General features: G+C 29.0%; 26 protein-coding genes and 1 other annotated feature. Of the genes, 18 read left to right on the top strand and 8 right to left on the bottom strand.

Features of this window, described 5'->3' with window-relative positions:
- Positions 1-46: 46 nt before the first annotated feature.
- From KPL38_RS03700 to KPL38_RS03685, 4 genes are all read left to right on the top strand, one after another.
- Positions 47-1,276 carry an aminopeptidase gene (locus tag KPL38_RS03700; protein WP_216287201.1) on the top strand — a complete coding sequence of 410 codons (1,230 nt, stop codon included), beginning with the start codon at positions 47-49 and terminating at the stop codon, positions 1,274-1,276.
- A 57-nt stretch (positions 1,277-1,333) separates the two neighbouring features.
- Positions 1,334-1,501, top strand: coding sequence for a zinc-ribbon domain-containing protein (locus tag KPL38_RS03695; RefSeq protein ID WP_216287199.1), 168 nt, complete (start codon positions 1,334-1,336; stop codon positions 1,499-1,501).
- 146 nt (positions 1,502-1,647) lie between these two features.
- A complete protein-coding gene (locus KPL38_RS03690; RefSeq protein WP_216287197.1) occupies positions 1,648-2,373 on the top strand; it encodes a hypothetical protein in 726 nt (241 codons plus the stop codon).
- A 40-nt stretch (positions 2,374-2,413) separates the two neighbouring features.
- The gene (locus KPL38_RS03685) at positions 2,414-2,830 is read left to right on the top strand and encodes an acyl-CoA thioesterase (protein WP_216287195.1); all 417 of its coding nucleotides are present in this window, start codon (positions 2,414-2,416) and stop codon (positions 2,828-2,830) included.
- 178 nt (positions 2,831-3,008) lie between these two features.
- Here the strand turns inward: KPL38_RS03685 and KPL38_RS03680 are convergent, their stop codons facing one another.
- Positions 3,009-3,617 carry a 3'-5' exonuclease gene (locus KPL38_RS03680; protein WP_216287193.1) on the bottom strand — a complete coding sequence of 203 codons (609 nt, stop codon included), beginning with the start codon at positions 3,615-3,617 and terminating at the stop codon, positions 3,009-3,011.
- A gap of 347 nt (positions 3,618-3,964) precedes the next feature.
- On the opposite strand from KPL38_RS03680, the gene KPL38_RS03675 reads away from it, so the two are divergent.
- From KPL38_RS03675 to KPL38_RS03665, 3 genes are all read left to right on the top strand, one after another.
- Positions 3,965-4,105, top strand: a complete 141-nt coding sequence (locus KPL38_RS03675) for a LytS/YhcK type 5TM receptor domain-containing protein (protein ID WP_281419320.1) — start codon at positions 3,965-3,967, stop codon at positions 4,103-4,105.
- A 36-nt stretch (positions 4,106-4,141) separates the two neighbouring features.
- Entirely contained in the window at positions 4,142-4,312 is a 171-nt protein-coding gene (locus tag KPL38_RS20300) for a LytTR family transcriptional regulator DNA-binding domain-containing protein (RefSeq protein ID WP_216287189.1), read from the top strand.
- Positions 4,313-4,462: 150 nt separating this feature from the next.
- Positions 4,463-5,899: a carbon starvation CstA family protein gene (locus tag KPL38_RS03665; RefSeq protein WP_216287187.1), complete on the top strand. Its 1,437-nt coding sequence runs from the start codon at positions 4,463-4,465 to the stop codon at positions 5,897-5,899.
- Positions 5,900-6,070: 171 nt separating this feature from the next.
- Here KPL38_RS03665 and KPL38_RS03660 read toward each other — a convergent pair whose 3' ends face one another.
- Positions 6,071-6,250 carry an asparagine synthase gene (locus KPL38_RS03660; RefSeq protein WP_216287185.1) on the bottom strand — a complete coding sequence of 60 codons (180 nt, stop codon included), beginning with the start codon at positions 6,248-6,250 and terminating at the stop codon, positions 6,071-6,073.
- A 231-nt stretch (positions 6,251-6,481) separates the two neighbouring features.
- Between KPL38_RS03660 and KPL38_RS03655 the strand changes: the two genes are divergently transcribed.
- Positions 6,482-6,643, top strand: coding sequence for a hypothetical protein (locus KPL38_RS03655; RefSeq protein WP_216287183.1), 162 nt, complete (start codon positions 6,482-6,484; stop codon positions 6,641-6,643).
- A 319-nt stretch (positions 6,644-6,962) separates the two neighbouring features.
- Here KPL38_RS03655 and KPL38_RS03650 read toward each other — a convergent pair whose 3' ends face one another.
- Positions 6,963-7,376, bottom strand: a complete 414-nt coding sequence (locus KPL38_RS03650) for a hypothetical protein (protein ID WP_216287182.1) — start codon at positions 7,374-7,376, stop codon at positions 6,963-6,965.
- 411 nt (positions 7,377-7,787) lie between these two features.
- Here KPL38_RS03650 and proB point away from each other — a divergent pair, with 411 nt between their 5' ends.
- On the top strand, positions 7,788-8,606 hold the full coding sequence (gene proB / locus KPL38_RS03645; RefSeq protein WP_216287180.1) for a glutamate 5-kinase: 819 nt from the start codon (positions 7,788-7,790) through the stop codon (positions 8,604-8,606).
- A 90-nt stretch (positions 8,607-8,696) separates the two neighbouring features.
- Positions 8,697-9,953, top strand: a complete 1,257-nt coding sequence (locus KPL38_RS03640) for a glutamate-5-semialdehyde dehydrogenase (RefSeq protein WP_216287171.1) — start codon at positions 8,697-8,699, stop codon at positions 9,951-9,953.
- 60 nt (positions 9,954-10,013) lie between these two features.
- Here KPL38_RS03640 and KPL38_RS03635 read toward each other — a convergent pair whose 3' ends face one another.
- Complete coding sequence (locus KPL38_RS03635; protein ID WP_216287169.1) at positions 10,014-10,595, bottom strand: 4Fe-4S binding protein; 582 nt, start codon at positions 10,593-10,595, stop codon at positions 10,014-10,016.
- 327 nt (positions 10,596-10,922) lie between these two features.
- On the opposite strand from KPL38_RS03635, the gene KPL38_RS03630 reads away from it, so the two are divergent.
- The 3 genes from KPL38_RS03630 (at position 10,923) to clpA (ending at position 14,251) form a co-directional block, all read left to right on the top strand.
- Positions 10,923-11,303 (top strand): hypothetical protein, encoded by a 381-nt coding sequence (locus tag KPL38_RS03630; RefSeq protein WP_216287167.1) that lies wholly within the window; start codon positions 10,923-10,925, stop codon positions 11,301-11,303.
- 324 nt (positions 11,304-11,627) lie between these two features.
- On the top strand, positions 11,628-11,945 hold the full coding sequence (locus KPL38_RS03625; protein WP_216287165.1) for an ATP-dependent Clp protease adaptor ClpS: 318 nt from the start codon (positions 11,628-11,630) through the stop codon (positions 11,943-11,945).
- 2 nt (positions 11,946-11,947) lie between these two features.
- Positions 11,948-14,251, top strand: a complete 2,304-nt coding sequence (gene clpA / locus KPL38_RS03620) for an ATP-dependent Clp protease ATP-binding subunit ClpA (RefSeq protein ID WP_216287163.1) — start codon at positions 11,948-11,950, stop codon at positions 14,249-14,251.
- 34 nt (positions 14,252-14,285) lie between these two features.
- Here clpA and KPL38_RS03615 read toward each other — a convergent pair whose 3' ends face one another.
- The 3 genes from KPL38_RS03615 to KPL38_RS03605 form a co-directional block, all read right to left on the bottom strand.
- Entirely contained in the window at positions 14,286-15,056 is a 771-nt protein-coding gene (locus KPL38_RS03615) for a flagellar motor protein MotB (protein ID WP_246577796.1), read from the bottom strand.
- Positions 15,056-15,844, bottom strand: coding sequence for a flagellar motor protein (locus tag KPL38_RS03610; RefSeq protein WP_216287161.1), 789 nt, complete (start codon positions 15,842-15,844; stop codon positions 15,056-15,058). Before KPL38_RS03610 ends, KPL38_RS03615 begins: the two co-directional genes overlap by 1 nt.
- 328 nt (positions 15,845-16,172) lie before the next feature.
- Positions 16,173-16,541 (bottom strand): VOC family protein, encoded by a 369-nt coding sequence (locus tag KPL38_RS03605; protein ID WP_216287159.1) that lies wholly within the window; start codon positions 16,539-16,541, stop codon positions 16,173-16,175.
- 265 nt (positions 16,542-16,806) lie between these two features.
- On the opposite strand from KPL38_RS03605, the gene KPL38_RS03600 reads away from it, so the two are divergent.
- The 5 genes from KPL38_RS03600 to KPL38_RS03580 all read left to right on the top strand — a co-directional run bounded on the left by KPL38_RS03600 (position 16,807) and on the right by KPL38_RS03580 (position 22,071).
- Positions 16,807-17,535, top strand: a complete 729-nt coding sequence (locus KPL38_RS03600; RefSeq protein ID WP_216287151.1) for an MBL fold metallo-hydrolase — start codon at positions 16,807-16,809, stop codon at positions 17,533-17,535.
- 281 nt (positions 17,536-17,816) lie between these two features.
- A complete protein-coding gene (locus KPL38_RS03595; protein WP_216287149.1) occupies positions 17,817-18,680 on the top strand; it encodes a YitT family protein in 864 nt (287 codons plus the stop codon).
- A gap of 115 nt (positions 18,681-18,795) precedes the next feature.
- Positions 18,796-19,044, top strand: coding sequence for a hypothetical protein (locus KPL38_RS03590; protein ID WP_216287140.1), 249 nt, complete (start codon positions 18,796-18,798; stop codon positions 19,042-19,044).
- A gap of 285 nt (positions 19,045-19,329) precedes the next feature.
- Positions 19,330-19,602 (top strand) — a binding site (T-box leader).
- 64 nt (positions 19,603-19,666) lie between these two features.
- On the top strand, positions 19,667-21,058 hold the full coding sequence (gene asnS / locus KPL38_RS03585; RefSeq protein ID WP_216287138.1) for an asparagine--tRNA ligase: 1,392 nt from the start codon (positions 19,667-19,669) through the stop codon (positions 21,056-21,058).
- 161 nt (positions 21,059-21,219) lie between these two features.
- Complete coding sequence (locus KPL38_RS03580; protein ID WP_216287135.1) at positions 21,220-22,071, top strand: YitT family protein; 852 nt, start codon at positions 21,220-21,222, stop codon at positions 22,069-22,071.
- Positions 22,072-22,147: 76 nt separating this feature from the next.
- Here the strand turns inward: KPL38_RS03580 and fdxA are convergent, their stop codons facing one another.
- Positions 22,148-22,318: a 4Fe-4S ferredoxin gene (fdxA, locus tag KPL38_RS03575; RefSeq protein ID WP_216287134.1), complete on the bottom strand. Its 171-nt coding sequence runs from the start codon at positions 22,316-22,318 to the stop codon at positions 22,148-22,150.
- Between the last annotated feature and the right edge of the window lie 507 nt (positions 22,319-22,825).

Genomic DNA, 22,825 nt, shown 5'->3' with positions numbered 1-22,825 from the left:
GAATGTGGATAATAGTTGTGATATACTCACTCGCTAAAGCTAAATTATGAATAATAAATTATTAGATAAATATGCTCTTTTATTAATAAAGATAGGAATTAATATTCAAAAGAATCAAACACTTGTAATTAATTCTCCTATAGAATGTGCCTATTTTACTAGAATTGTTACTAAAATTGCATATAAAGAAGGAGCTAGGGATGTAATTATTAATTGGAGAGATGAATTATCTTCAAAAATTAAATATATGAATGCGCCTGAAGAGGTTTTTGAAGAATATCCAGAGTGGCAGAAAGAATTTTATTTATCGAATGCACGAATGGGATCCGCTTTTTTAAGTATTTCAGCATCTGACCCTGAACTTATGAAGGACGTTAATCCAGTTAGAATGTCTAAAGCTAATAAAGCTGCTAGTGTTGCAATAAAGGAATATAGAGATAGACTTATGAGCAATAAAAATGTTTGGTGTATAGCATCAATTCCTACTAAATCATGGGCAAAAAAAGTTTTCCCAAAATCATCAGAGAATGAAGCAATGGAAAAACTTTGGAATGCTATATTTAAAACTGTAAGAGTTGATACTGATGATCCTGTTGCATCATGGGAAATACACAAAAACAATTTAAAGACTAGTATGGATTTTTTAAACTCTAATAACTTTAAATACTTAGAATATAAAAATTCGTTGGGTACAAATCTTAAAATTGAGCTTCCTAAAGATCATATATGGCTTGGGGGATCAGATTATACACCAGAAGGTATAGAATTTATGGCTAATATTCCTACTGAAGAAGTTTATACACTTCCTAAAAAGGATGGAGTTAATGGAATTGTTTTTAGCTCAAAACCATTAAACTATAATGGAAATTTAATCGAAAATTTTTCTCTTACTTTTAAGAAAGGGAGAATTGTGGATTGTAAAGCAGATGTAGGTTATGATATTTTAAAGAGCATAATTGAAACTGATGAGGGATCTTATTATCTTGGTGAGGTGGCTTTAGTTCCATATAATTCTCCAATATCAAATTCAAATATATTGTTTTACAATACACTTTTCGATGAAAATGCATCATGTCATCTAGCCATTGGAAAAGCATATCCGGTATGTATAGAAAATGGTGAAAATTTAAGTGATGATGAACTTTCAAAATTAGGAGTTAATGATTCATTTATGCATGAAGATTTTATGGTTGGTACAGAAGACTTGAAAATAACAGGTATTACAGCAGATGGAAAAGAAGTAATCATATTGAAAAATGGTAATTTTGCATTTTAATAGTTATAATGAAAATAAATTTAAATATATATTTCTAATCGAAAGGAGAAATGGAAAATGGAAGATAAAAAGTTAGTTTGTAAAGACTGTGGGAAAGAGTTTGTATTCACTGAAGGTGAACAAGCTTTTTACAAAGAAAAAGGATACGAAAACGAACCACAAAGATGTGCCGATTGTAGAAAGGCAAGAAAACAACAAAATGACAACTCTTCATTTAGAAGATAAAATAAACAAGTAAAGTATAACCTATAAGGCTTCGGTTTTATAGGCTTTTTATTTCCAAAAATTCATAGATAATGTATAATATATAATATGTAATAAAATAAATTTTAATGATTAAGCTAAAATACGAAATAAGGAAGTGGTATAATATGCCTTTTAATGTTTATGATAGAAATAAAAAGTTTTTAGGATTTATTCAATGTGCATATCCACAATATACGAATGTATTTATGGCAGCCAATACAGATGTTAAATTAAACGATAAGGATTTTAATATAAATAAAGTTAAATCTGAACTAGCTAGTTTTTTAGGTTGTAAAAGTATGTTAGGGAAAATTAATGAGCCAAGACTACATAAAAGTATAGATAATATAATAACAAAAGAACTTGGCAAATATAAAAATAATTCTCCTGAGGAATTGTTAAAACTGGTATATCTTAGAATATTAAGAGATGAGGATAATTTTCATTATAAAAAAATAGAAAATTCACAAATCAGATCTTATTTCTTGGTGGATATTAGCAAGGCAGTTATTGAAAATGATTCTATTATTATAGATGAAGAGATAGAATTTATTAACACTGATAAAATAGGAAATGATATTCCTATGGTCGCAATGATTACTGAGTATCCAAGAATACAAATTGATAGTATGCTCTCAGGACAAGGATTGCTCCTAGGTGCAAATATTGAGGATTTGGTTGGTAGGACTCACTTTCATAGGACAAAATTAAAAATAAAATCAGGTAACTTTATTAGTGACCTTGATTTACCAGTTGAATTATATCTAAAAAAAGGTGATACAATTCAAATATATATAGATAATAGAGTTATTAAAAGAATATTTTGTGATGGTATTATTTATGAATTTTAACAATCTAAGACTATTATAAATGTAGAATGGAGAAATGAACATGTATATCAATGAAACAAAGCTAAAAGTAAGATATGTTGAAACAGATAAAATGGGAATTGTACATCATTCAAATTATTATGTTTGGTTTGAAGTAGGCAGGACTGAATATATAACAGCGATAGGGATGACATATAAAGAAATGGAACAAAATAACATTATGTTACCAGTAGTTGAAAGCTCTTGCAAGTACATAGAAGGTGCAAAAAATGAAGACAAAATTATAATTCAGACTTTTATAAAAGAATTAAATGGTGCCAAGGTAATATTTAATTATAATGCAGTAAGAGAATGCGATGGAAAAATTTTGGCGAGGGGGAGTACTACACATGCTTTTGTTAATGAAAAATTTAAAATTATAAATATAAAAAAGGCTGATAGTAAGGTGTGGAGTAGGTTCGAAAAACTTCTTAAATAGTAACAACTAATTTATTAAAGTATTAGTATAATTAAATAAATGTATTGTATTATATTGTAAATAATACAATACATTCTTAAATATAGGTAATTACTTTTTATAAGGTATATGTATACATTAAACATGTTCGAAAGTGATTTTGTATAATTTCTGCAATATCAGAATATAATAAAATGAATTATTCCGCAATTTTTGAAAAATAATGTTTTGGAATAAAACCTTTTTTAATGCCTTCTGTTACTAGCAAATATGTTGCAGTAGTATCAAATCTGGCATCATGAAAATTTGACGTATCTCCAAAATACTCGTTGCTTTTTACATTTATTTGAGTTTCATTTAAATTAAGAAATTTAATGGCTTCTGATAATTTTGGATTTTTATGACCTCCACGTGCAGTTTGAAGTTTACAAATATCTTTATAATATTTCATAGTGCAAAATATATGTTTAGGGGTTAAACTGTGTCCACAATTTTCAAGCTCATGAGTTAAAAATTTTATATCAAAATTAACATTGTGGCCTATAAGTATATCTGCCGTTGTAAAATCATCAATAAAATCTTTGTAAGAATCTTCAAATGTTTTGCCATTGCTTAAATCAGATAAAGCTTCCACACTAAAACCATGCACGTCTTGTGCTGATGGTTCTATATAATCAACTGTAAAGAATATATTGTTACCTATAGTTTTTGTAGGCTTATAATCAGTATCAACAAGTATATAACTGAGCTGACATATGCTACCTGGTCTTATGCCAGTAGTTTCTGTATCAAAAAAAATCATTCTCATTAAAGGACCCTCCTGTAGATTTCTGTAGCAAATAATAATTACAAATTGTTATGCTCACTGTAAATTTTTATAGTACAAAACAATTAATATGCGAAGAAAACTTACAGTGAACCAATGATATTAATTTGCTAATTGTAATATTATATTAATTATAACATAAATTTTATATCTTTATATATTGTAGAATGGCGTATATATTGTTTATAAAACATTTTTAGGTACATGCCTTAAGCGAAATGGAGTTAATATGTATGATTGAACTTATGAGCAGTTTTACCAATAATTTAAGCTATGTTATTGCTATTGTTTTTTAGTTTTCAGTATAGGAAACTTTAAGAAGATTAACCCTGATTATATCAGGAATAGTGGCAAGTATGATATACAAGAAATCAAATGAAAATAGTAAGTGGATTTATGGACTAATCGGTGTTCTTATAATAGAAGTTTTAGAAATGAGTTTAATACTTTTATTGGCGCACCCATTTTAACGTGCTTTAAACATTGTAAAAAGTATATATTTTCTTATGAGTTTTCAACAAAAGGCTTTCGAAAGAATATTTTTTAGAAGTAATAGATCATATATTATAAATGCTGATAAAACAATGGAGATAATTCTATTATTTAACAATACATTTATGCTAAAGATGTTAGAGGAGAAGATAGATATACCTGTAAGCAGAAACAATTATAATTGAGTTTAAAAAAATAATGGGTATATAAAAATATTTCGTGTGATTTTTGCTTTTCTATGTATGAAACCGTATTCAAACTACTAAAATTGTAGTATAATTTAGTTAATAAATAATAAATTAATTTAACTAATAAATTATTTAGGAGGGGTTAAAATGGTATCATTTATTTTAGCAATTATAGCTCTTATAGCAGGTTATTTTATTTATGGTACAATTGTGGAAAAAGCATTTGGGGCAGATGAAAAAATTAAAACTCCAGCTGTTAGGCTTGCGGATGGTGTAGATTTTGTTGAGATGCCTGGTTGGAAGATTTTTTTAATCCAATTTCTTAACATTGCAGGACTTGGGCCTATATTTGGTGCAATTGCAGGTGCAATGTGGGGACCAGCAGCATTTTTGTGGATTGTATTTGGCTGTATCTTTGCAGGTGGAGTCCATGATTATTTTTCAGGTATGTTATCAGTAAGACATGATGGTGCAAGTATACCTGAGGTTGTAGGAAAATATCTTGGAAAAGGTTTTCAAAACTTTATGAGGGTATTTTCAGTTATACTTTTAGTACTCGTAGGAGTGGTTTTCGTAACTGGACCAGCAGGTATTTTAAAAGGGTTAACAGGAATGAATTTTCAAACACTAATTTATATAATATTCGCATATTATATTTTAGCAACGATGATCCCAATAGATAAGCTTATCGGAAAAATATACCCAATATTCGGTTTTTGTTTATTATTTATGGCAGTTGGTCTTGCTTTTGCCATGATTTTTGAAAGGGTACCTATTCCAGAAGTAACAATATCTAATTTAGTTAATATGCATTCAAATCCCGGTAAAAATCCATTATTTCCTATGTTATTTATAACTATTGCTTGTGGGGCTATTTCAGGTTTTCATGCGACTCAATCACCCTTAATGGCAAGGTGTATATCTAGTGAAAAGCAAGGCAAAAAAATATTTTATGGTGCGATGATAGTAGAAGGAATAGTTGCACTAATTTGGGCAGCTGTAGCAATGAGTTTCTTTGGTGGAGTGCCTCAGTTAAATGCGACAATGGCAATACCAGGTCATACAGCAGCATGGGTAGTAAATGAATCTTCAATTGGTCTACTTGGTAAAGTAGGCGGAATACTAGCTATACTTGGAGTTGTAGCTTGTCCTATAACTTCTGGCGACACAGCATTTAGAAGTGCTAGAATAACAATAGCTGATGTATTTAAATTTAATCAAAGCCCTATCAAAAATAGACTTCTAATTAGTGTTCCATTATTTGTTGTAGGATTTATAATAGCTAAATTAGATTTTGCAATAATATGGAGATATTTTGGATGGTCTAACCAGACTTTAGCTACTATAGTGTTATGGACAGCAGGAATGTATATGGTAAGCATAGGCAAAAAACACTGGATTGCAACTGTGCCTGCTACATTTATGACCGCTGTATGTACCTCATATATTTTAATTGCTCCAGAGGGTTTTCAACTTTCCCAAAGTATTTCATATCCAGCAGGTATTATAGCAGCAATTGTAGCAATGGTAATATTCTTAATTGCAGCGAAAAAGGTTAAGGTAAAAAGCACCGTTAATATGTAGAACTTTTTTAAAAGATGTTTTAATAGTAGTAGATAAAGTTTCAAAAGAATAAATTTTAAATACAAAAAAAGCTGATTAGAAAAAAAATTCTAATCAGCTTTTCTGTTCTAGATTGTTTTTCTAAAAGCTTAAAATATTTTTTAGCTTTTAGTATAAAGATAGTAAAGCAAACTATTTTTTGTGCTCAACAAGATCGATTGCTCCTAGCACAATGTGAGCGAGTCCAAATCCAATAACACCTGCTTCAATCATAGGGAGCATGTTATTCTTTTTTATGTCATTTTTTGAAAATGATGCTCCAGCAGCAGTTACAACTGTACCTAACAAAGTTGGAATTAATCCTTCACGCATATTAAAAGACCTCCTATTTAATAATATGTTATTATCATTTACAAATATTAAATTATTGATACTGCAAAATATATAGAATATATGCTATATATAATTATTTATGGGCTTTAATGTATATAAATTTAATATTCATATTTTTAATTGTCAATTTAGAATAAAAGTTACCTTATAGGTTAAAAATAAAGTATTATAATATCCTATTTGAAATATAAAGGAGGTAAATATAAGTTTATGAATAAAACAAAATTACCAAAAGGCCAACATGAAGAGGAAGTTGAAAATGTAAAAGACCTGCTTGAAGAAGGAAAGGGAATGATTGAAATTTTAGATTTAACAAGTTTAAATCAAGAGGAAGTCATAGACATTAACAACGAAATTAAAGGAAAAGAATAAATAATAACGTAACATGAAATAAAAGTTAATATAAAATATAAAAATAAATAAATTTAAGGAGAGAAAACAATGGCTAAAAAAGGAATGAGTAGACCAATGCCACCAGAAGTTCAAGGAAAGGGTGATAAAAATAAAAAAATGAGAAATAATGATGCAAAAAATGTCCCAATAGTAAATAAATAAAAATTTTATTTTAAAGAGTTAATAACTAATTTTTTTAATCTGACTTAGAATAAATTAACCACCAGGCTGAATGAAGCATCAACATGGTGGTTAATTATTACTAGCAATTTAATTGTAATTCTAAATTTAACGTGGTTTATTCGTATAATCCAAATCCAGTAATGACCATTGTATCCCAATCAGTTTCTTCATTTTTAATCCAATGGTATTCAATACAAAGTTCTTTTAACCAGGCATTAAGTCCACTACTTTTTTTAGATACATTTGGTGATTGTCTTCCGAAGTTTTGTCTGATCATTTCAAGTAGCTCTAGTTGAGCTTCTTTTGCTAATTCTTTATCTAGCATCCCTTCTATAATGTCACAGCACATTGCATAACATTTTTTGTCATCAACATACAAATCATCTGCAATTAATTGTCTTTTATTATTTAATGTCTCCTGTACGGTGCTTATCTCTTGTGTATTTGATAAGTATTTTTTAGCTATGTTCATAGCAGCAATTTCATTATCTATTCTATTTATTGCTCTTTCTAATTTTGAATCTCTCATTTTAAATTCCCACTTTACATTTTTTATTTAATCATTTTAAGTCACTTTAAATAAACCAATATGCATATTAGTTTATTCTAAAGATTACTAATGACAATAAAGTAATTATATCATTAAATTGATGATGATACAAAATGCTTCTAATTTATTTTAGAGTATAATCTGCTTTTATTTTAAGCAAATGAGTGTGGGCATACACAGGCCGTAATTATAACTAGCTAAAAATGTATTATACCAAACTGTGAAAGTAAGTTGCAATTATTACGTGATATATTTAAATGGAAATTTATCTTTATATGGTGTAAGATTAAATTAATTATATATAGAATATTTTTAATATTACATAAAATATTAGAGACTTACATATGAAAATATCTGGTGAGAGTTTAAGATAAGAGGGAGAGTATTTATATGAATAATAGAAAAGAATATCTAAAAGATGTAGCAAGAATTGTGGTAAAGGTAGGAACTTCAACATTAACACATTCTACAGGACTATTAAATTATAAACATATTGAAAGTCTTATAAGACAATTAGCAGATATACATAATCAAGGAATTCAGGTAGTGCTTGTCACATCTGGAGCTATAGGAGCAGGTATGGGGAAGCTGGGACATACCATAAGGCCGGAAACAATACCGGAAAAGCAAGCTGCTGCAGCTATTGGGCAAGGTATTTTAATACACATGTACGAGAAATTCTTTTCTGAGTATGGAAAAACTATAGCACAAATTCTTTTGACAAAAGAGGATATTGAAGATAATACAAGGCACTTAAATGCACATAATACATTCTTAATGTTACTTGAGCAAGGAGTTATTCCTGTTGTTAACGAGAATGATGCTGTAATAGTTGATGAAATAATGGTTGGAGACAACAATGCATTTGGGGATAATGATACGTTATCTGCGATGGTTACAACATTGATAGGGGCAGATTTACTTATAATACTTTCTGATATTGATGGATTGTATGATTCAAATCCTAGAACAAATCCTGATGCAAAAATAATTTATAATGTGAAAAAAGTAACCGATGAAATTAGAGAGTCAGCAGAAGGGGCTGGAACAAGTCTTGGGACTGGTGGAATGGCGACTAAAATCAAGGCTGCAGAGATTGTGGTAAATGCAAATGCATCTATGATAATAGCCGAAGGATCTACACCTAATGTTATTACTGATATTTTAGAGGGAATCGAAATAGGTACATTATTTAGTGAAAACATATAGAGTATAAATAATATAGTGCAATTAGTTCAATATAATTATTAGTATAGTTATGTTAGACAATGACTAAATAGGGATGAAGGGAGAGAAATAATGGATTATGAGACTTATATTCTAAACATAGGAAGGCGAGCTAAAGATTCTTCTAGAATTATGGCTACTGTAAACACCGATATGAAAAATAATGCACTTTTGAATATGGCAAAAGCTTTAGTAAACAATAAAGATATAATAATTAAAGAAAATATGAAGGATATGGATTTGGGATTAATTAATAAATTGTCAGCTTCCATGCTAGATAGATTAATGATTAATGACCAGAGAATTGAAAAAATGGCAGATGGTCTCAAGAATGTTGCTACTTTACCAGACCCAATTGGCGAGGGAGTAAAAAGATGGAAAAGACCAAATGATTTAGATATTTCAATGGTAAGAGTTCCACTCGGTGTAATAGGTATGATATACGAATCAAGACCAAATGTAACTGTAGATGCAGCTGCTTTATGCATAAAGGCAGGAAACTCAATAATACTTAGAGGCGGAAAAGAGGCTATAAACACTAACAAGGCATTAGCTAATGTTATTATAGTGGCGGCTACTGAGGTTGGACTCCCAAAAGGCTGTATTCAGCTTATTGATATGGTGGATAGAGAATTAGTAAATAAATTAGTTAAACTTAATGATTATGTAGATGTAATTATTCCTAGAGGTGGAAAGGGACTTAAAAAGGCTATTATTGCTAATGCTACTGTGCCAGTAATTGAAACAGGATCAGGCATTTGTCATATATATGTGGATGCAGATGCTGATTTAAAAATGGCAGAGAAAATAATAATTAATGCTAAAACCCAAAGGCCAGGTGTATGTAATGCAGTAGAAACAGTACTTGTTCATAAAAATATTGCAAGTGAGTTTTTGCCTAAACTTGCACAAAGACTTTATGGATTAGGTGTAGAAATAAGAATATGTGAAAAAGGAATAAAAATTATTGAAGGGGCAAAGGTTGCAACTCAGAAAGATTGGGCTACTGAGTATCTAGATCTAATACTTTCAATTAAGGTTGTTGATTCAATGGAAGATGCAATAGATCATATCTTTAAGTATGGTACAAAACATTCTGAGGCTATAATAACTAATAATTATACAAATTCACAGAAATTTTTAAAGGAAGTTGATGCTTCTTGTGTTTATGTAAATGCATCAACAAGATTTACAGATGGAGCAGAATTTGGTTTTGGAGCAGAGATAGGCATAAGCAACCAAAAACTTCATGCGAGAGGTCCAATGGGACTTGTTCAATTGACAACTACCAAATATCTTATATATGGTGAAGGGCAAGTTAGAAAATAGAAAACTTTAATAGAGGGTATAATATTTAATTATAGAATAAACAGGGATATTTATCTTTGCTTATTCTATTTTTTTGAAATTTTTTTTTGTACATATCTTTAAACATTCTGAGCATCCTTTAATTGCATTTGGAATGCAACGATATGTATGAAAAGTGTTATTTTCAAATGCATTACCAGGACATGCACTAATGCATTGATTACAGCCTGTGCAATGATTTATGCACTCTATAAGTGGCATTTTCTTAATAGGGGCATTTGTAAAGGTTGCAGCGAAAAGAAGACCAGCTCCATAATCATTATTTACGACTATTCCGTTCCTACCCCATTTTCCAAGACCTGCTGAAACAGCTAATGGACGAAAATCACCATATATAGATAAAATACTTTTATCTTTAGCGGTATAGCCTTCAGATTTAAGAATTTTAGAAGTAATATTTTGTATGTGTTTACTTAGAGCATATTCTTTTTTTATCATTTTTGCTACATTTAGGGGTCTCTTAAGAAACCATTTATCTGTAAAAGGGAAGGCGAATACGATAACGGGTTCGATTACTCTTATTTTAGTAAAACCAACTAATAAGGCCCCTTCAGCGATAGCTGTTTTTGTTATATAGTTAGATAAATCATCTTTATTTTCCATAATAATCTCCTTATTTATGTTTAATATTAGTTTACTTAAATTAGTTTTTACATACATTGTATGAATATACATGTTTTAAAAGATAATATGGGAAATACAAATATTATAAAAAAAGAATATGCGCATATATGAATAATTATTCAATATTATATACATTATGTTGAATTATATTCTAAAAAATAAAATTTTTATCAAAAACATTGGCTTAAATAAACGGATATAAACTTAAAACAATTATTATAAATTCTATTGACTTATGCATTAAAATGCAATACAATGTATATATAAAGTAAATGATTTATGCTATTAATTCAGGAGGTAATATAAATGTCAAATATTCAATTATTTCAATCAAAAAAAGAATTAGTAGGTTTTATATCAGAATATCTTATTAAACATGATGATACTATAGCTATTATAAAAAATGATTTAAGAAAAGATGTAATTAAATCATTATTAATTAATGAAGATTTTAATACTTTTAAAGATCTTTCTGATATAGATGAAAATGTTTTATTTTTAATTAAGACTGGTGATAAAAAAGAAAAAAATTTAAGCCTTAAGATTTGTGATGCACATAATCAGAAAACAAAAGCTTTTAAAATGGTTGATATTGATAATATATTACTTGTAGATGGTTTAATTACCGAGGATGAAGCTGGAAGTATTACTTACTATAAAGAAATAACTAAAATGAGATTACAATAAATCCGATTATAATATTTTTAAATATATAGATAATAACAAAAATATTGAAAGAGTAGATTTTTAAAAATACATGAACTTAATTATTTTTAATGAATACTAATAATTAATATGATTTAGAAAAGTTGACATCATTTTTTATATGGTGTCAGCTTTTTGTTTAATTAAATATAAAGTGTGAAATAGTGAAATAGTATCAGTAAATGCAGTAATTTATAAGTAAGTAGGATATAATAGTCATTAAGTAATGTGAATAAAATATAATATATTAGTAATTATTTAAAATAATTAAACATAAATTTAATTAAAACAGTGGGGTTGTTAATCATGTCAGAAAAAAGGACATCTAATTCGGAAATAAGTATTAAAGAAAAAATAGAGACAAAAATTAAAAAACCTAATAAATACAGAGTGGTTATTCATAATGATGATTATACAAGTATGGATTTTGTTGTTCAGGTTTTAGTTGGAGTTTTTAAAAAACAGGTTGTGGAAGCCACAAGAATAATGTTTGATGTTCATAAACAAGGTTGTGGTACTGCCGGCATCTACAGTTATGATGTAGGTCTTACAAAAATAAATCAAACTATGAAGATGTGTGAGGAAAGCGGATTTCCACTGAAATTAACATTAGAAGAGGAGTAATTATGCAATTAGATAATATAGTAAATGAGATTATTACTGCAGCTTATAATGAAGCTCAAATGTCGAATCATGAATATTTTACACCAGAACATATTTTGTATGCTTCTCTATTTTTTAAACAGGGAATAGAAATAATAGAGAATAGTGGTGGTAATGTTAAACGACTTAAAAATCAAATAACTAAATTTTTAAAGGAAAATATAGAGAACGTAGAAGATACTGAGCCAATTCAAACAATAGGTATTCAAACCATTTTATCATCAGCTGCGGATCATGTTATGCTATCGGGAAAAAATATTGTTATGATAGGTGATGTAATTGTAGCAATGTATGATGATGAGGAAAGTTTTGCTTCTTATTTTATGAGAGAACAGCAAATGAAGAGAAGAGATCTTCTTAATTATATAGCACATGGTATTTCAGTTGTAGATACTTTTGATTTTTCTGGAACGATAAGTCAGGAGGAAGAAGAACCTGTAAGATTTACTGAGGAAGATGATGATGAAGAGGACGAGGACTCATACGATGAGGGAATGAAAAATCCTGATGAAAAAGTAAACTTTTTAAGTAATTTTACGGTGGACTTAACAGAGAAAGCCAGTAATGGAGAAATGGATCCTCTTATTGGTAGGGAAGATATTTTGCAAAGAACACTTCAGGTATTATGCAGGAGGCTTAAGAATAACCCTGTGCATATAGGTGAACCGGGGGTGGGTAAAACGGCTATAACAGAGGGACTTGCACAATTGATTGTGCAAAATAAAGTACCAAAGTTACTGCAAGGAAGTAAAATATATTATTTAGATATGGGTTCGCTTATTGCAGGTACAAAGTACAGAGGCGATTTCGAAGAACGTATTAAAAAAGTGTTAAGTGAAATTAGTAAACAAGATAAACCAATAGTGTATATAGATGAAATTCATACTATAGTTGGAGCAGGAGCAGTTTCTGGTGGATCTATGGATGCTTCGAACATATTAAAACCATTTCTTGCGGATGGTAAGATAAGATTTATTGGATCAACTACCTATGATGAGTATAAAAAACATTTTGAAAAGGATAGTGCATTAGCTAGAAGATTTCAAAAGATTGAAGTCCCAGAGCCTTCTATTGAAGATGCGTTTAACATTCTGATGGGTCTTAAGGATAAATATGAAACTTATCATAAGGTTAAATACGAAGAGAAAGCTTTGAAAACGGCAGTAGAATTATCTGGTAAATATATTAAAGATAGATTTCTCCCAGATAAAGCTATAGATATTATGGATGAAGCGGGCGCTTATGCTAGGCTGCACGCGGGCGATAGCGAAGAAACTATTACTATTACAGTAAATGCAGTTGAAAAAATAGTAGCTCAAATTGCAAAAATTCCAGAACAAAGTGTATCCAATAATGAAGCAGATATATTAAAAAATTTAGACGGTAATTTAAAAAAACAAGTTTTTGGTCAAAGTAATGCTATAAATACTTTGGTAAGAGCTATAAAGAGATCCAGGGCAGGGTTTAATGAAGAAGATAAGCCAATAGCATCTTTACTTTTTGTTGGCCCTACAGGAGTTGGAAAAACGGAGATAAGTAAGCAATTGTCAAAGAGTCTAGCTGTTCCACTCATAAGGTTTGATATGAGTGAATTCCAGGAAAAACATACAGTGGCAAGGCTTTTAGGTTCACCACCAGGATATGTTGGTTATGAAGAAGGCGGATTATTAATTGAAGCTATTAAAAAAGAACCATATTGTGTTTTACTTCTTGATGAGATAGAAAAAGCTCATCCAGATATATTTAATGTGTTACTACAGGTTATGGATTATGCTACGCTTACAGATAATACTGGTAAGAAGGCAGATTTTAGAAATGTTATATTAATTATGACTTCTAATGCAGGAGCAAGAGAGGCTAGTAAACACATAATTGGTTTTGGAGAAAGATTAGGGTCTGGGGAAGCAATATCTAAAGAAGTAGAACGAGTATTTTCTCCCGAGTTTAGAAACAGATTAGATAATATAATTGAATTTAATAAAATTGATGAAGTTATGGCACTTGCGATAGCTAAAAAATCGATGAAACAATTTGAGAAAAAACTTTTAACTAAAAATATTAAATTAAATGTTACAGATAGTCTATATAATTGGTTAAGCAAAAAGGGTTTTTCAGAGGCATATGGTGCTCGAGAAATTAATAGGGTAGTTCAGAAAGAAATTAAGACTTATTTTGTAGATGAGGTTTTATTTGGAGAACTTTCAAAGGGTGGCAGTGCAACAATTGATATAGTAGATAATAAAATTAAAATTACTAAAGGAAATTAATAAAAGATGTTGCTAATTTATTTAGCAACATCTTTTATTTAATAACCTCTGTTTTTGAAAATAAGCTACTTAATATCACAATGTCAACTGTTCTATTCTTAGCTTTACCTGCAGGGGTACGATTAGATGATATCGGTCTATTTTCCCCATAGGCTACGGATGATATTCTTTTAGGATTAATTCCTGATTTTGAAATAAGTAATTCTGTAACATTAGTTGCACGAATAGCAGAAAGTTGCCAGTTCGAGCTAAACTCATTATTACTAATAGGAGTACTGTCAGTGTGACCTTCTATTCTAATATAATTATTAACACTATTAAGCATTTTACCTATACTAATCAATTTCTTAGTTGAGGACTTTAAAACATTTGCTTTACCTATATCAAATAGCAAGGTACTATTAAGACTTACAGCAAGACCTCTATCGTCAATTTTAGTGGACACACTACCACTTAGACCATTTTTTTTCAAATAAGTATCAACATTTTTTTTAATGCTTTGTAATTTATTTAGTTCTACTGCATTAGCAGATGCTGATGCATCTTTAGAGTCTACTGTTATTTTAGCGGGGGTTGTACCACTTGAATCTAAAACACTTACACCAGATTGATCTCCAACAATAGATTTACCACTGCCACCTTCAAAAGCTGCATTAAGTGATTTTGACAACTGTTTATATTTAGTAGTGTCCGCCGTGCTAGAGGCATACATAATAACAAAAAAAATCATAAGTAAAGTTATTAGGTCTGAATAAGTTAACATCCATCTTTCACCATTTGGTTTTTTTTCTTCTCGTCGTTTCATTATTGTATTCCTTCATTATTTATGTCATCAAATTTTTTTATTTGCTTTTTATCTAAGAACCCTTTTAATTTTTCTGCTAATATATTTGGATTCGCACCTTCTTGCATAAGAAGAACAGCTTCTATTATTAGTTGCTTCTCTTTAATTTCTTCATTATTTAAATCATTTAATCTTGAAGCAATAGGAAGCCATAATAAGTTAGCAGTCCCAATGCCGTATAGCGTAGCTATAAATGCAGCGGCAATTTTTTCTCCCAAAACGGCTGGGTCAGAAAGGTTACTTAGAACTTGTACCAGGCCCATAACCGTACCTATAATACCCATGGTTGGTGCAAATCCACCAGCTGATTCAAAGATAGCGGCACCATCTTTATGTCTAGTATAAGTAGATTCAAGTTCAAACTCTAAGATGGTTTTTACCATCTGAGGGTCTACACCATCTACTACTAGTTGTAAACTTTTTTTAACAAAGGGATCTAACTCATCTGTTATTTCGCCTTCAATACTAAGCAAACCCTCTTTTCTAGTTTTAAAGGATAATTGTTTAAAATAGGTTACAATTTCAACCAAATCTTTTTCTTTTGCTGTGAATATAAGTTTTATCATTGCTGGAATATTTTTTAATTTATTAACAGAGAATCCAAGACCTACGGATCCAATTGTACCACCAAAAACGATTAGAGCAGAACTGAGAGACGCAAGCATAAGCGGACTTCCACCTTCTAAAATGAAGGCACCTATCAAAGAACCAAAACTTATTATTAAAAATACAATTGAAAAAATATTCATAAAATCCTCCTAACTTTCAGAAAACATAATACTAATTTAAATATAATAATATGTAAAAACACTTTATTTCTAGTAATAAATAAAGATAATATCATATAATAATCTTCGAACAAAATAGTTTTTTATTTAGTGTTTTGAGGAAAAAAATCATTTAATTTTATTTGACTTGGAATATTTGTTTGATATATTAAATGAAAATAGCTTCTTTAACATTGTACATCTATATTAGATTGGACATACTTATTAAGGACCCATTTAAATACTTGATATAAATGTATTTATAATGAGCCCTATATCTAATATTTACATTCAAAATATGTATAGATTACTATTTTTGGGGTATAACCTCTGTCCAATAACCATCAGGATCCATAATAAAGTATATTCCCATAGGTTTATTTTCAAAACATATACATCCCATTTTTTTATGAATTTTATAAGCTTCATTAAAATCATCGGTAACTACAGCAAGATGAAATTCATTTTCACCTAAATTGTATGGTTTAGTTCTGTCTTTCATACAAGTAAGTTCTAACTTATGGTCGGTTGTCTCATCACCTAAAAATACAAGCGTAAAACTATTATCATTTGGATGAAATCTTCGAGTTTCTATAAAGCCTAAAGCATTTTTGTAAAATTCAACGCTTTTTTCTAAATCTAAGACATTTATATTGTTATGGTCAAAAGAAAACTTCATTAATATAACCACCTTTGTAAAAATTTAATATACTTTGTATATTATAGCTTAATTATATCTTAATTATATGCTTAATTGGATTTTATTCATACATAATTGAAAGCAAAATATACTATTTATAATATGTTTGTATTTACAAGGAGCTATGTTCATATATAATTTAGGTATAGAATTAAAAGTAGAGGTAAATTAGTGTTTTATTAAATAACTTTATTAGACTTATTAAATTTAACTTTAAAATATATAAAATATAAAGGAGAAAAAAATGAAAAATGGAGAAGCAAAAATATATTATATATTTCATAGTGGGTTTGCAATTAAAACTAAAAATCATTTCCTAATATTTGATTATTATAAGGAGCCTGCAAATAATAATAAAAAATCACTTATTTTATCACCTGAAAATATCAAACAGATGGAAAACATGTATGTGTTTTCATCACATAGTCATGAGGATCATTTTAATCCTAAAATTTTGGAGTGGGAAAAGTACAACAGTAACATACAATATATACTTAGCAGTGATATAAAAATTGATGAAAATAAACCAAACTATTGTTTTATAGAGGAAGGTAAAAAAGAATTAATTAACGATGTTTATATAAAAGCCTATGGTTCAACAGACATTGGAATATCTTTTTTAGTAAAAGTCGATGGGTTAACAATTTTTCATGCAGGAGATCTTAACTGGTGGCATTGGAAAGAGGATAGTCTTGAGGAACAATCCTTAGCAGAATCTGAATTTAAAGATAAAGTAAAGAAGTTAAAAGAAGAAAAATCTATTGATATAGCATTTTTCCCAGTTGACCCAAGGCTAGAAGAATTTTATTATATTGGTGGAGAGTATTTTGCAAAAGAAATTCATCCAAAGATACTTATACCTATGCATTTTGGAAATGATGTATACATTGCTAAAGAATTTGCAAGTAGAGTGAAGAATATTAATGTAAATGCAGTTGAGATAAATTGTAATGGGCAAGAAATAGAATATTAAAAAATATTTTAGTATGTTTGGATAAATATATTCATTTATGTCTATAATTTAAATAACAAAATAAAAAGCATCACATGTTGTATTTTTTAGTCCCCCTAAACTAATATTGCATGAGATGCTTTTTATATGCCAATAAATATATAGAAACAGAAAATGTATTGTAAGAATAATATTTATATTTACATAATTTAATAATTGTGATAACTTTATTTTAGAAAATAGAAAATAGAAAATAGAAAATAGAAAATAGAAAATAGTAAGCGGGAAGTAGGATGTAGCAAATGAGACGTGAAACTAAAAATGAAAACATATTAAATTATATTTATATTATTGTTGGAACTACAATACTTGCGGCAGGTGTAAATTTGTTTTTCGCAAAATTAAAATTAGTAACAGGTGGATTATCAGGACTTGCTATTGTTATTGAGTATATTACAAAAAAGAATTATGGGGTTGATATACCTTTGTGGTTTACAAATATTGCGGTGAACGTGCCTCTGCTTGCAATTGCTATAAAGCTTAAGGGAAGAAAATTTGTAGGTAATTCCATGTTTGCAGCGGCATACCTTTCATTTGCATTGTTTTACACCAACTATATACCAGCTCCTCATGTAGATTTATTACTTGCTAGTATATTCGGTGGCGTATTTGTTGGTACAGGCTTAGGCTTAGTATTAAGAGCATCCGCAAGTACTGGAGGAACTGATTTAGCGGCAAACATTATAAAAGTTTATTTAAAAGACGTTGCAATTGCAAAAATAATATTAGTAATTGATTCAAGTATTATACTCTTAGGTGCTTTTGTATTTGGAGTTGAAAAAGCGATGTATGCACTTATATCAATATATATAGTTGCAAAAGTTATAGATAGCATACTTGAGGGAATTAATTTTTCAAAAGCAGTATTTATTATATCGGATTATTCAAATGAAATAGCAGATGTATTATTGAAAGATTTAAATAGAGGAGTTACAGGTATGCATGCTAAAGGAATGTATACAAAAGGTGAAAAGCAGGTATTGTTTGTAGTAGTTGGTAAAGATGAAATAGTGCCTCTTCAAAAAATGGTTAAAAAAATTGATGATAAAGCATTTATTACTGTTGCAGATGTGAGAGAAGTATTAGGTGAAGGTTTTACTGAATAAATGATAAAATTTAAAATAGTTATATATTATAATAAACAAAAAAATAGGTAACATTTCCAAAGTATATTTCGAAGTCTTCATGCACAGACTAGATTTAGAAAGGAAGTGATTACAAATGAATGAAAGATTGAATAGCAAACCAATTACTTTTGATCATCCAGAGAAACTTACTGATGGAGTATCTTTAGTAGAAGGAGATGTCACAGCAAAAACATTTATTAATGAAGTTGATGGAAAAGTAAAATCAAATATTGTTATTGAAAATAAGGTTACTGGTGAAATAGCTAAAAGAGATGCAGTTATTGGTGAAATTATTGATGATGAAGTTGAATTAGATACAGGTGAAATTGACGATGAAGAATAACTAAGTTTTTATTTAATAATTTGTATTATAAATTTTAGATAAACAAAAATAAAAAATAGTTATTAGTTTATATATTATACCCTATAGATTAGAAGCAGTATAGGCCTAATCTATAGGGTATTTATATTTAAAATTTTTAATAAAAAGTTAGTTTAATAAAATAATTTATAGCATATTTATGGCAATAAATTGTAATATATATTTGACAATTATTATTAAAAATATTATAATTTAATTGAATATAAAATTAATTAGTGTGTATACTAATTATCATAATATCTAATTATAAAGACTAAGACGAGAAGAGTAGATATAAAAGGTAGTTTAAGCGAGTTGGTGATGGTGAAAGACCAATACGAGGTTTATATTAAAGAACATCTCAGAGTTTCTAACTGAAATCATATGGAGAGTAGGCTTAGACGGGTCCAATCCGTTAATAATTGGGTAGTATCGAATTATGAATTTAAGTAATACATATTAAATTCTGTACTAATTTTAGTGGCCATATTTTATGGCAAAATGGGTGGCAACGCGAAATTATAGTCTTTCGTCCCTTTATTATTAGAGGGCGGAGGGCTTTTTTATTATTTTAAAAAATATAAAATTGTAAGGAGAAAATTATATGGAAAAAGTATTGGTAAAACAGATTTACAGAGCAAAAGAAAAATATGCAGATGAAATGGTATCAATTTCTGGATGGATAAGAACTTTAAGATCTTCTAAAGCATTTGGGTTTATTGAAGTTAATGATGGAAGCTTTTTCAGCAATATTCAAGTGGTTTTTGAGGAGGAGTTAGAAAATTTCGCAGAAATAGCTAAACTACCTATAAGTTCTTCTTTGACCATAGAAGGAAAGTTAGTTGTTACACCACAGGCAAAACAACCTTTTGAGTTAAAGGCTACTAAAATAGTAATCGTGGGAATGTCAAGTAATGACTACCCTTTGCAAAAGAAAAGACATTCTTTTGAATATTTAAGAACTATTGCACATTTGAGACCAAGAAGTAATGCTTTCTCAGCAGTGTTTAGAGTTCGCTCACTTACTGCCTTTGCTATTCATGAGTTTTTTCAAAAGAGAGGATTTGTATATACTCATACACCAATAATTACTGGTAGTGATTGTGAAGGTGCAGGAGAAATGTTCAGAATATCAACTCTTGATTTAACAAATATACCATTAGATAAAGATAAAAAGGTTGATTACACAAAAGACTTTTTCGGTAAGGAGACTAGTCTAACAGTAAGTGGACAGTTAGCTGCAGAGGCTTTTGCATTAGCATTTAGAAATGTTTATACCTTTGGACCAACATTTAGAGCAGAAAATTCTAATACAGGAAGACATGCAGCAGAGTTTTGGATGATAGAACCTGAAATAGCATTTGCTGATTTAAAAGATGATATGAAACTTGCAGAAGATATGATGAAATACATAATAAAGTATGTTTTAGAAAATGCTCCAGAAGAGATGCAGTTCTTCAATAGCTTTATAGACAAAAATTTAATTGAAAGATTAAGCAGTGTTGTGAATTCAGAATTTGGACAAATAACCTATACAAAAGCTATAGATATTTTACAAAAATCAGGGAAAAAGTTTCAGTATCCAGTAACTTGGGGTTGTGATCTTCAAACTGAACATGAAAGATATTTAACGGAAGAGGTGTTTAAAAAACCGTTATTTGTAACTGATTATCCAAAGGAAATAAAATCATTCTATATGAGAATGAATGATGATAATAAGACGGTTGCAGCAGCAGATTTACTTGTTCCTGGAATAGGAGAAATCATTGGAGGAAGTCAAAGAGAAGAAAGACAAGATATCTTAGAAGCTAGAATGGATGAATGTGGCCTTAATAAAGAAGATTACTGGTGGTATTTAGAGTTAAGAAAGTATGGCGGAACTAAGCATGCTGGTTTTGGATTAGGATTTGAAAGAGCTATAATGTATATTACTGGTATGACTAATATAAGAGATGTTATTCCTTTCCCAAGAACTACTGGGTCAGCTGAATTTTAATCTAATAATTTAGAAATAACATATATAAATACAGGTAGAATTTTAATCTCTTAGCCCTTAAGCTAAGAGATTTTCTTTTTAAATCTGTTATTATTAGTTATTGTACTAAAAATAACTGTATGTATATTTACATATTAAATTTGAATTAGGGGGCAATAAGAATGAAAACAATTGTTAAAGAATATTTATTGATAACTGTCGGTATAGCATTAGTAGCACTAGGGCTTTACTTTTTCCTAATACCAAATGATTTAGCAGTAGGGGGTGTTAGTGGCCTTGCCATTGTTATAAATCAGTATCTGCCAGGTCTTACTATTGGCTCTTTGATGTTTGTATTAAATATTATTCTATTTGTTGTAGGATTTATGTTCATAGGATCAAGTTTTGGAGTAAGGACAATGTATGCTAGTTTCGGATTATCTGGAATGGTATGGGTATTAGAAAAACTTTGCCCTATGAGTGGTACCATAACAAATGATATATTTCTAGAATTAATATTTGGTATATTAATTGGAGCCGTAGGGATGGGGATGGTGTTTAATGAAAATGCATCTACAGGTGGAACGGATATAATAGCAAAAATGTTAAATAAGTATTTTCACTTAGAAATAGGTAAATCTCTTCTTATAGCAGATTTTTTTGTAACTATATTGGCAGGCGTAGCATTTGGTCCTAAAATTGGAATGTATGCATTACTTGGGGTTATTATCAATGGATTTGTTGTAGATGCAGTTATTGCTGGAATGAATATATATAAGAAAGTTGAGGTGGTTAGCTCAAAAGGTGAAGATATAAAGAGGTTTATTATTGAAGATTTAGATAGAGGAGCAACTTTATATACTGCAAAAGGGGCCTATACTAATGAGGATAAAGAAATTATAACTACTGTTTTAGGTAAAAAACAGTTTATTAAATTAAAAAACTATATAAAAGAGATTGATAAAAAAGCTTTTATAATGACGTATAACGTACATGAAACCCTTGGAGAGGGGTTTACAGATATAGACGAATAAAAACGAATAAAAACGAATAAAAAAATACAAGCTACTGACATATATGTCAGTAGCTTGTATACTAATTATGTTCTAATTAAGCTTCAACAGGAGCGCCTGTAGGACAAACACCAGCACAAGCTCCACAATCGATACAAGTATCAGCATCAATAACAAATTGTGTATCACCTTGACTTATAGCGCTAACTGGACATTCAGATTCGCAAGCTCCACAGCTTACACATGCATCAGTAATTTTATATGACATAATAATCAACCTCCTTTTTAACTAGTTTACTACATAATATCATAATTGAACTAAGAAATAAAGAGTTTTTTAGAAATAGAAAGTATTGGAATAATATCATTGATATATTAAGGTTTTACTGAATTTAATATCAACTAGATCAAATATTTATTATTTCCTTCGAATTCTTGTATTTCATAAAAAATTAAAACACATAGAATTGTAATCTATGTGTTTTAATTTTTTTTGTTTAAAACCGGTAGTATTAAATAAACTGTTTTAAATAATAGTTACAGCTAAAAACTAAATTTAAAACAGTTTATCTAATACCTATGATAGTTAGTAACCTATAGCTGTATCTATATTAATGATGAGCTCATCCGTTTAGCTGTGAGGTAATAACTATTAATAGTATTATGTGTAGGTATATAAAATAATATTCAATATAAAAATAAAAGAGATTAAATAAAGTAACTGAATATTAAATTTTGTCATCATTAACTAATGACTAATCAATTTATCTTTGAA

It is taken from the genome of Clostridium psychrophilum (assembly GCF_018861705.1).
In the GTDB taxonomy this organism is placed as follows: Bacteria; Bacillota; Clostridia; order Clostridiales; family Clostridiaceae; genus Clostridium_AD; species Clostridium_AD psychrophilum.
This window is presented reverse-complemented; position numbering and strand designations above follow the sequence as displayed.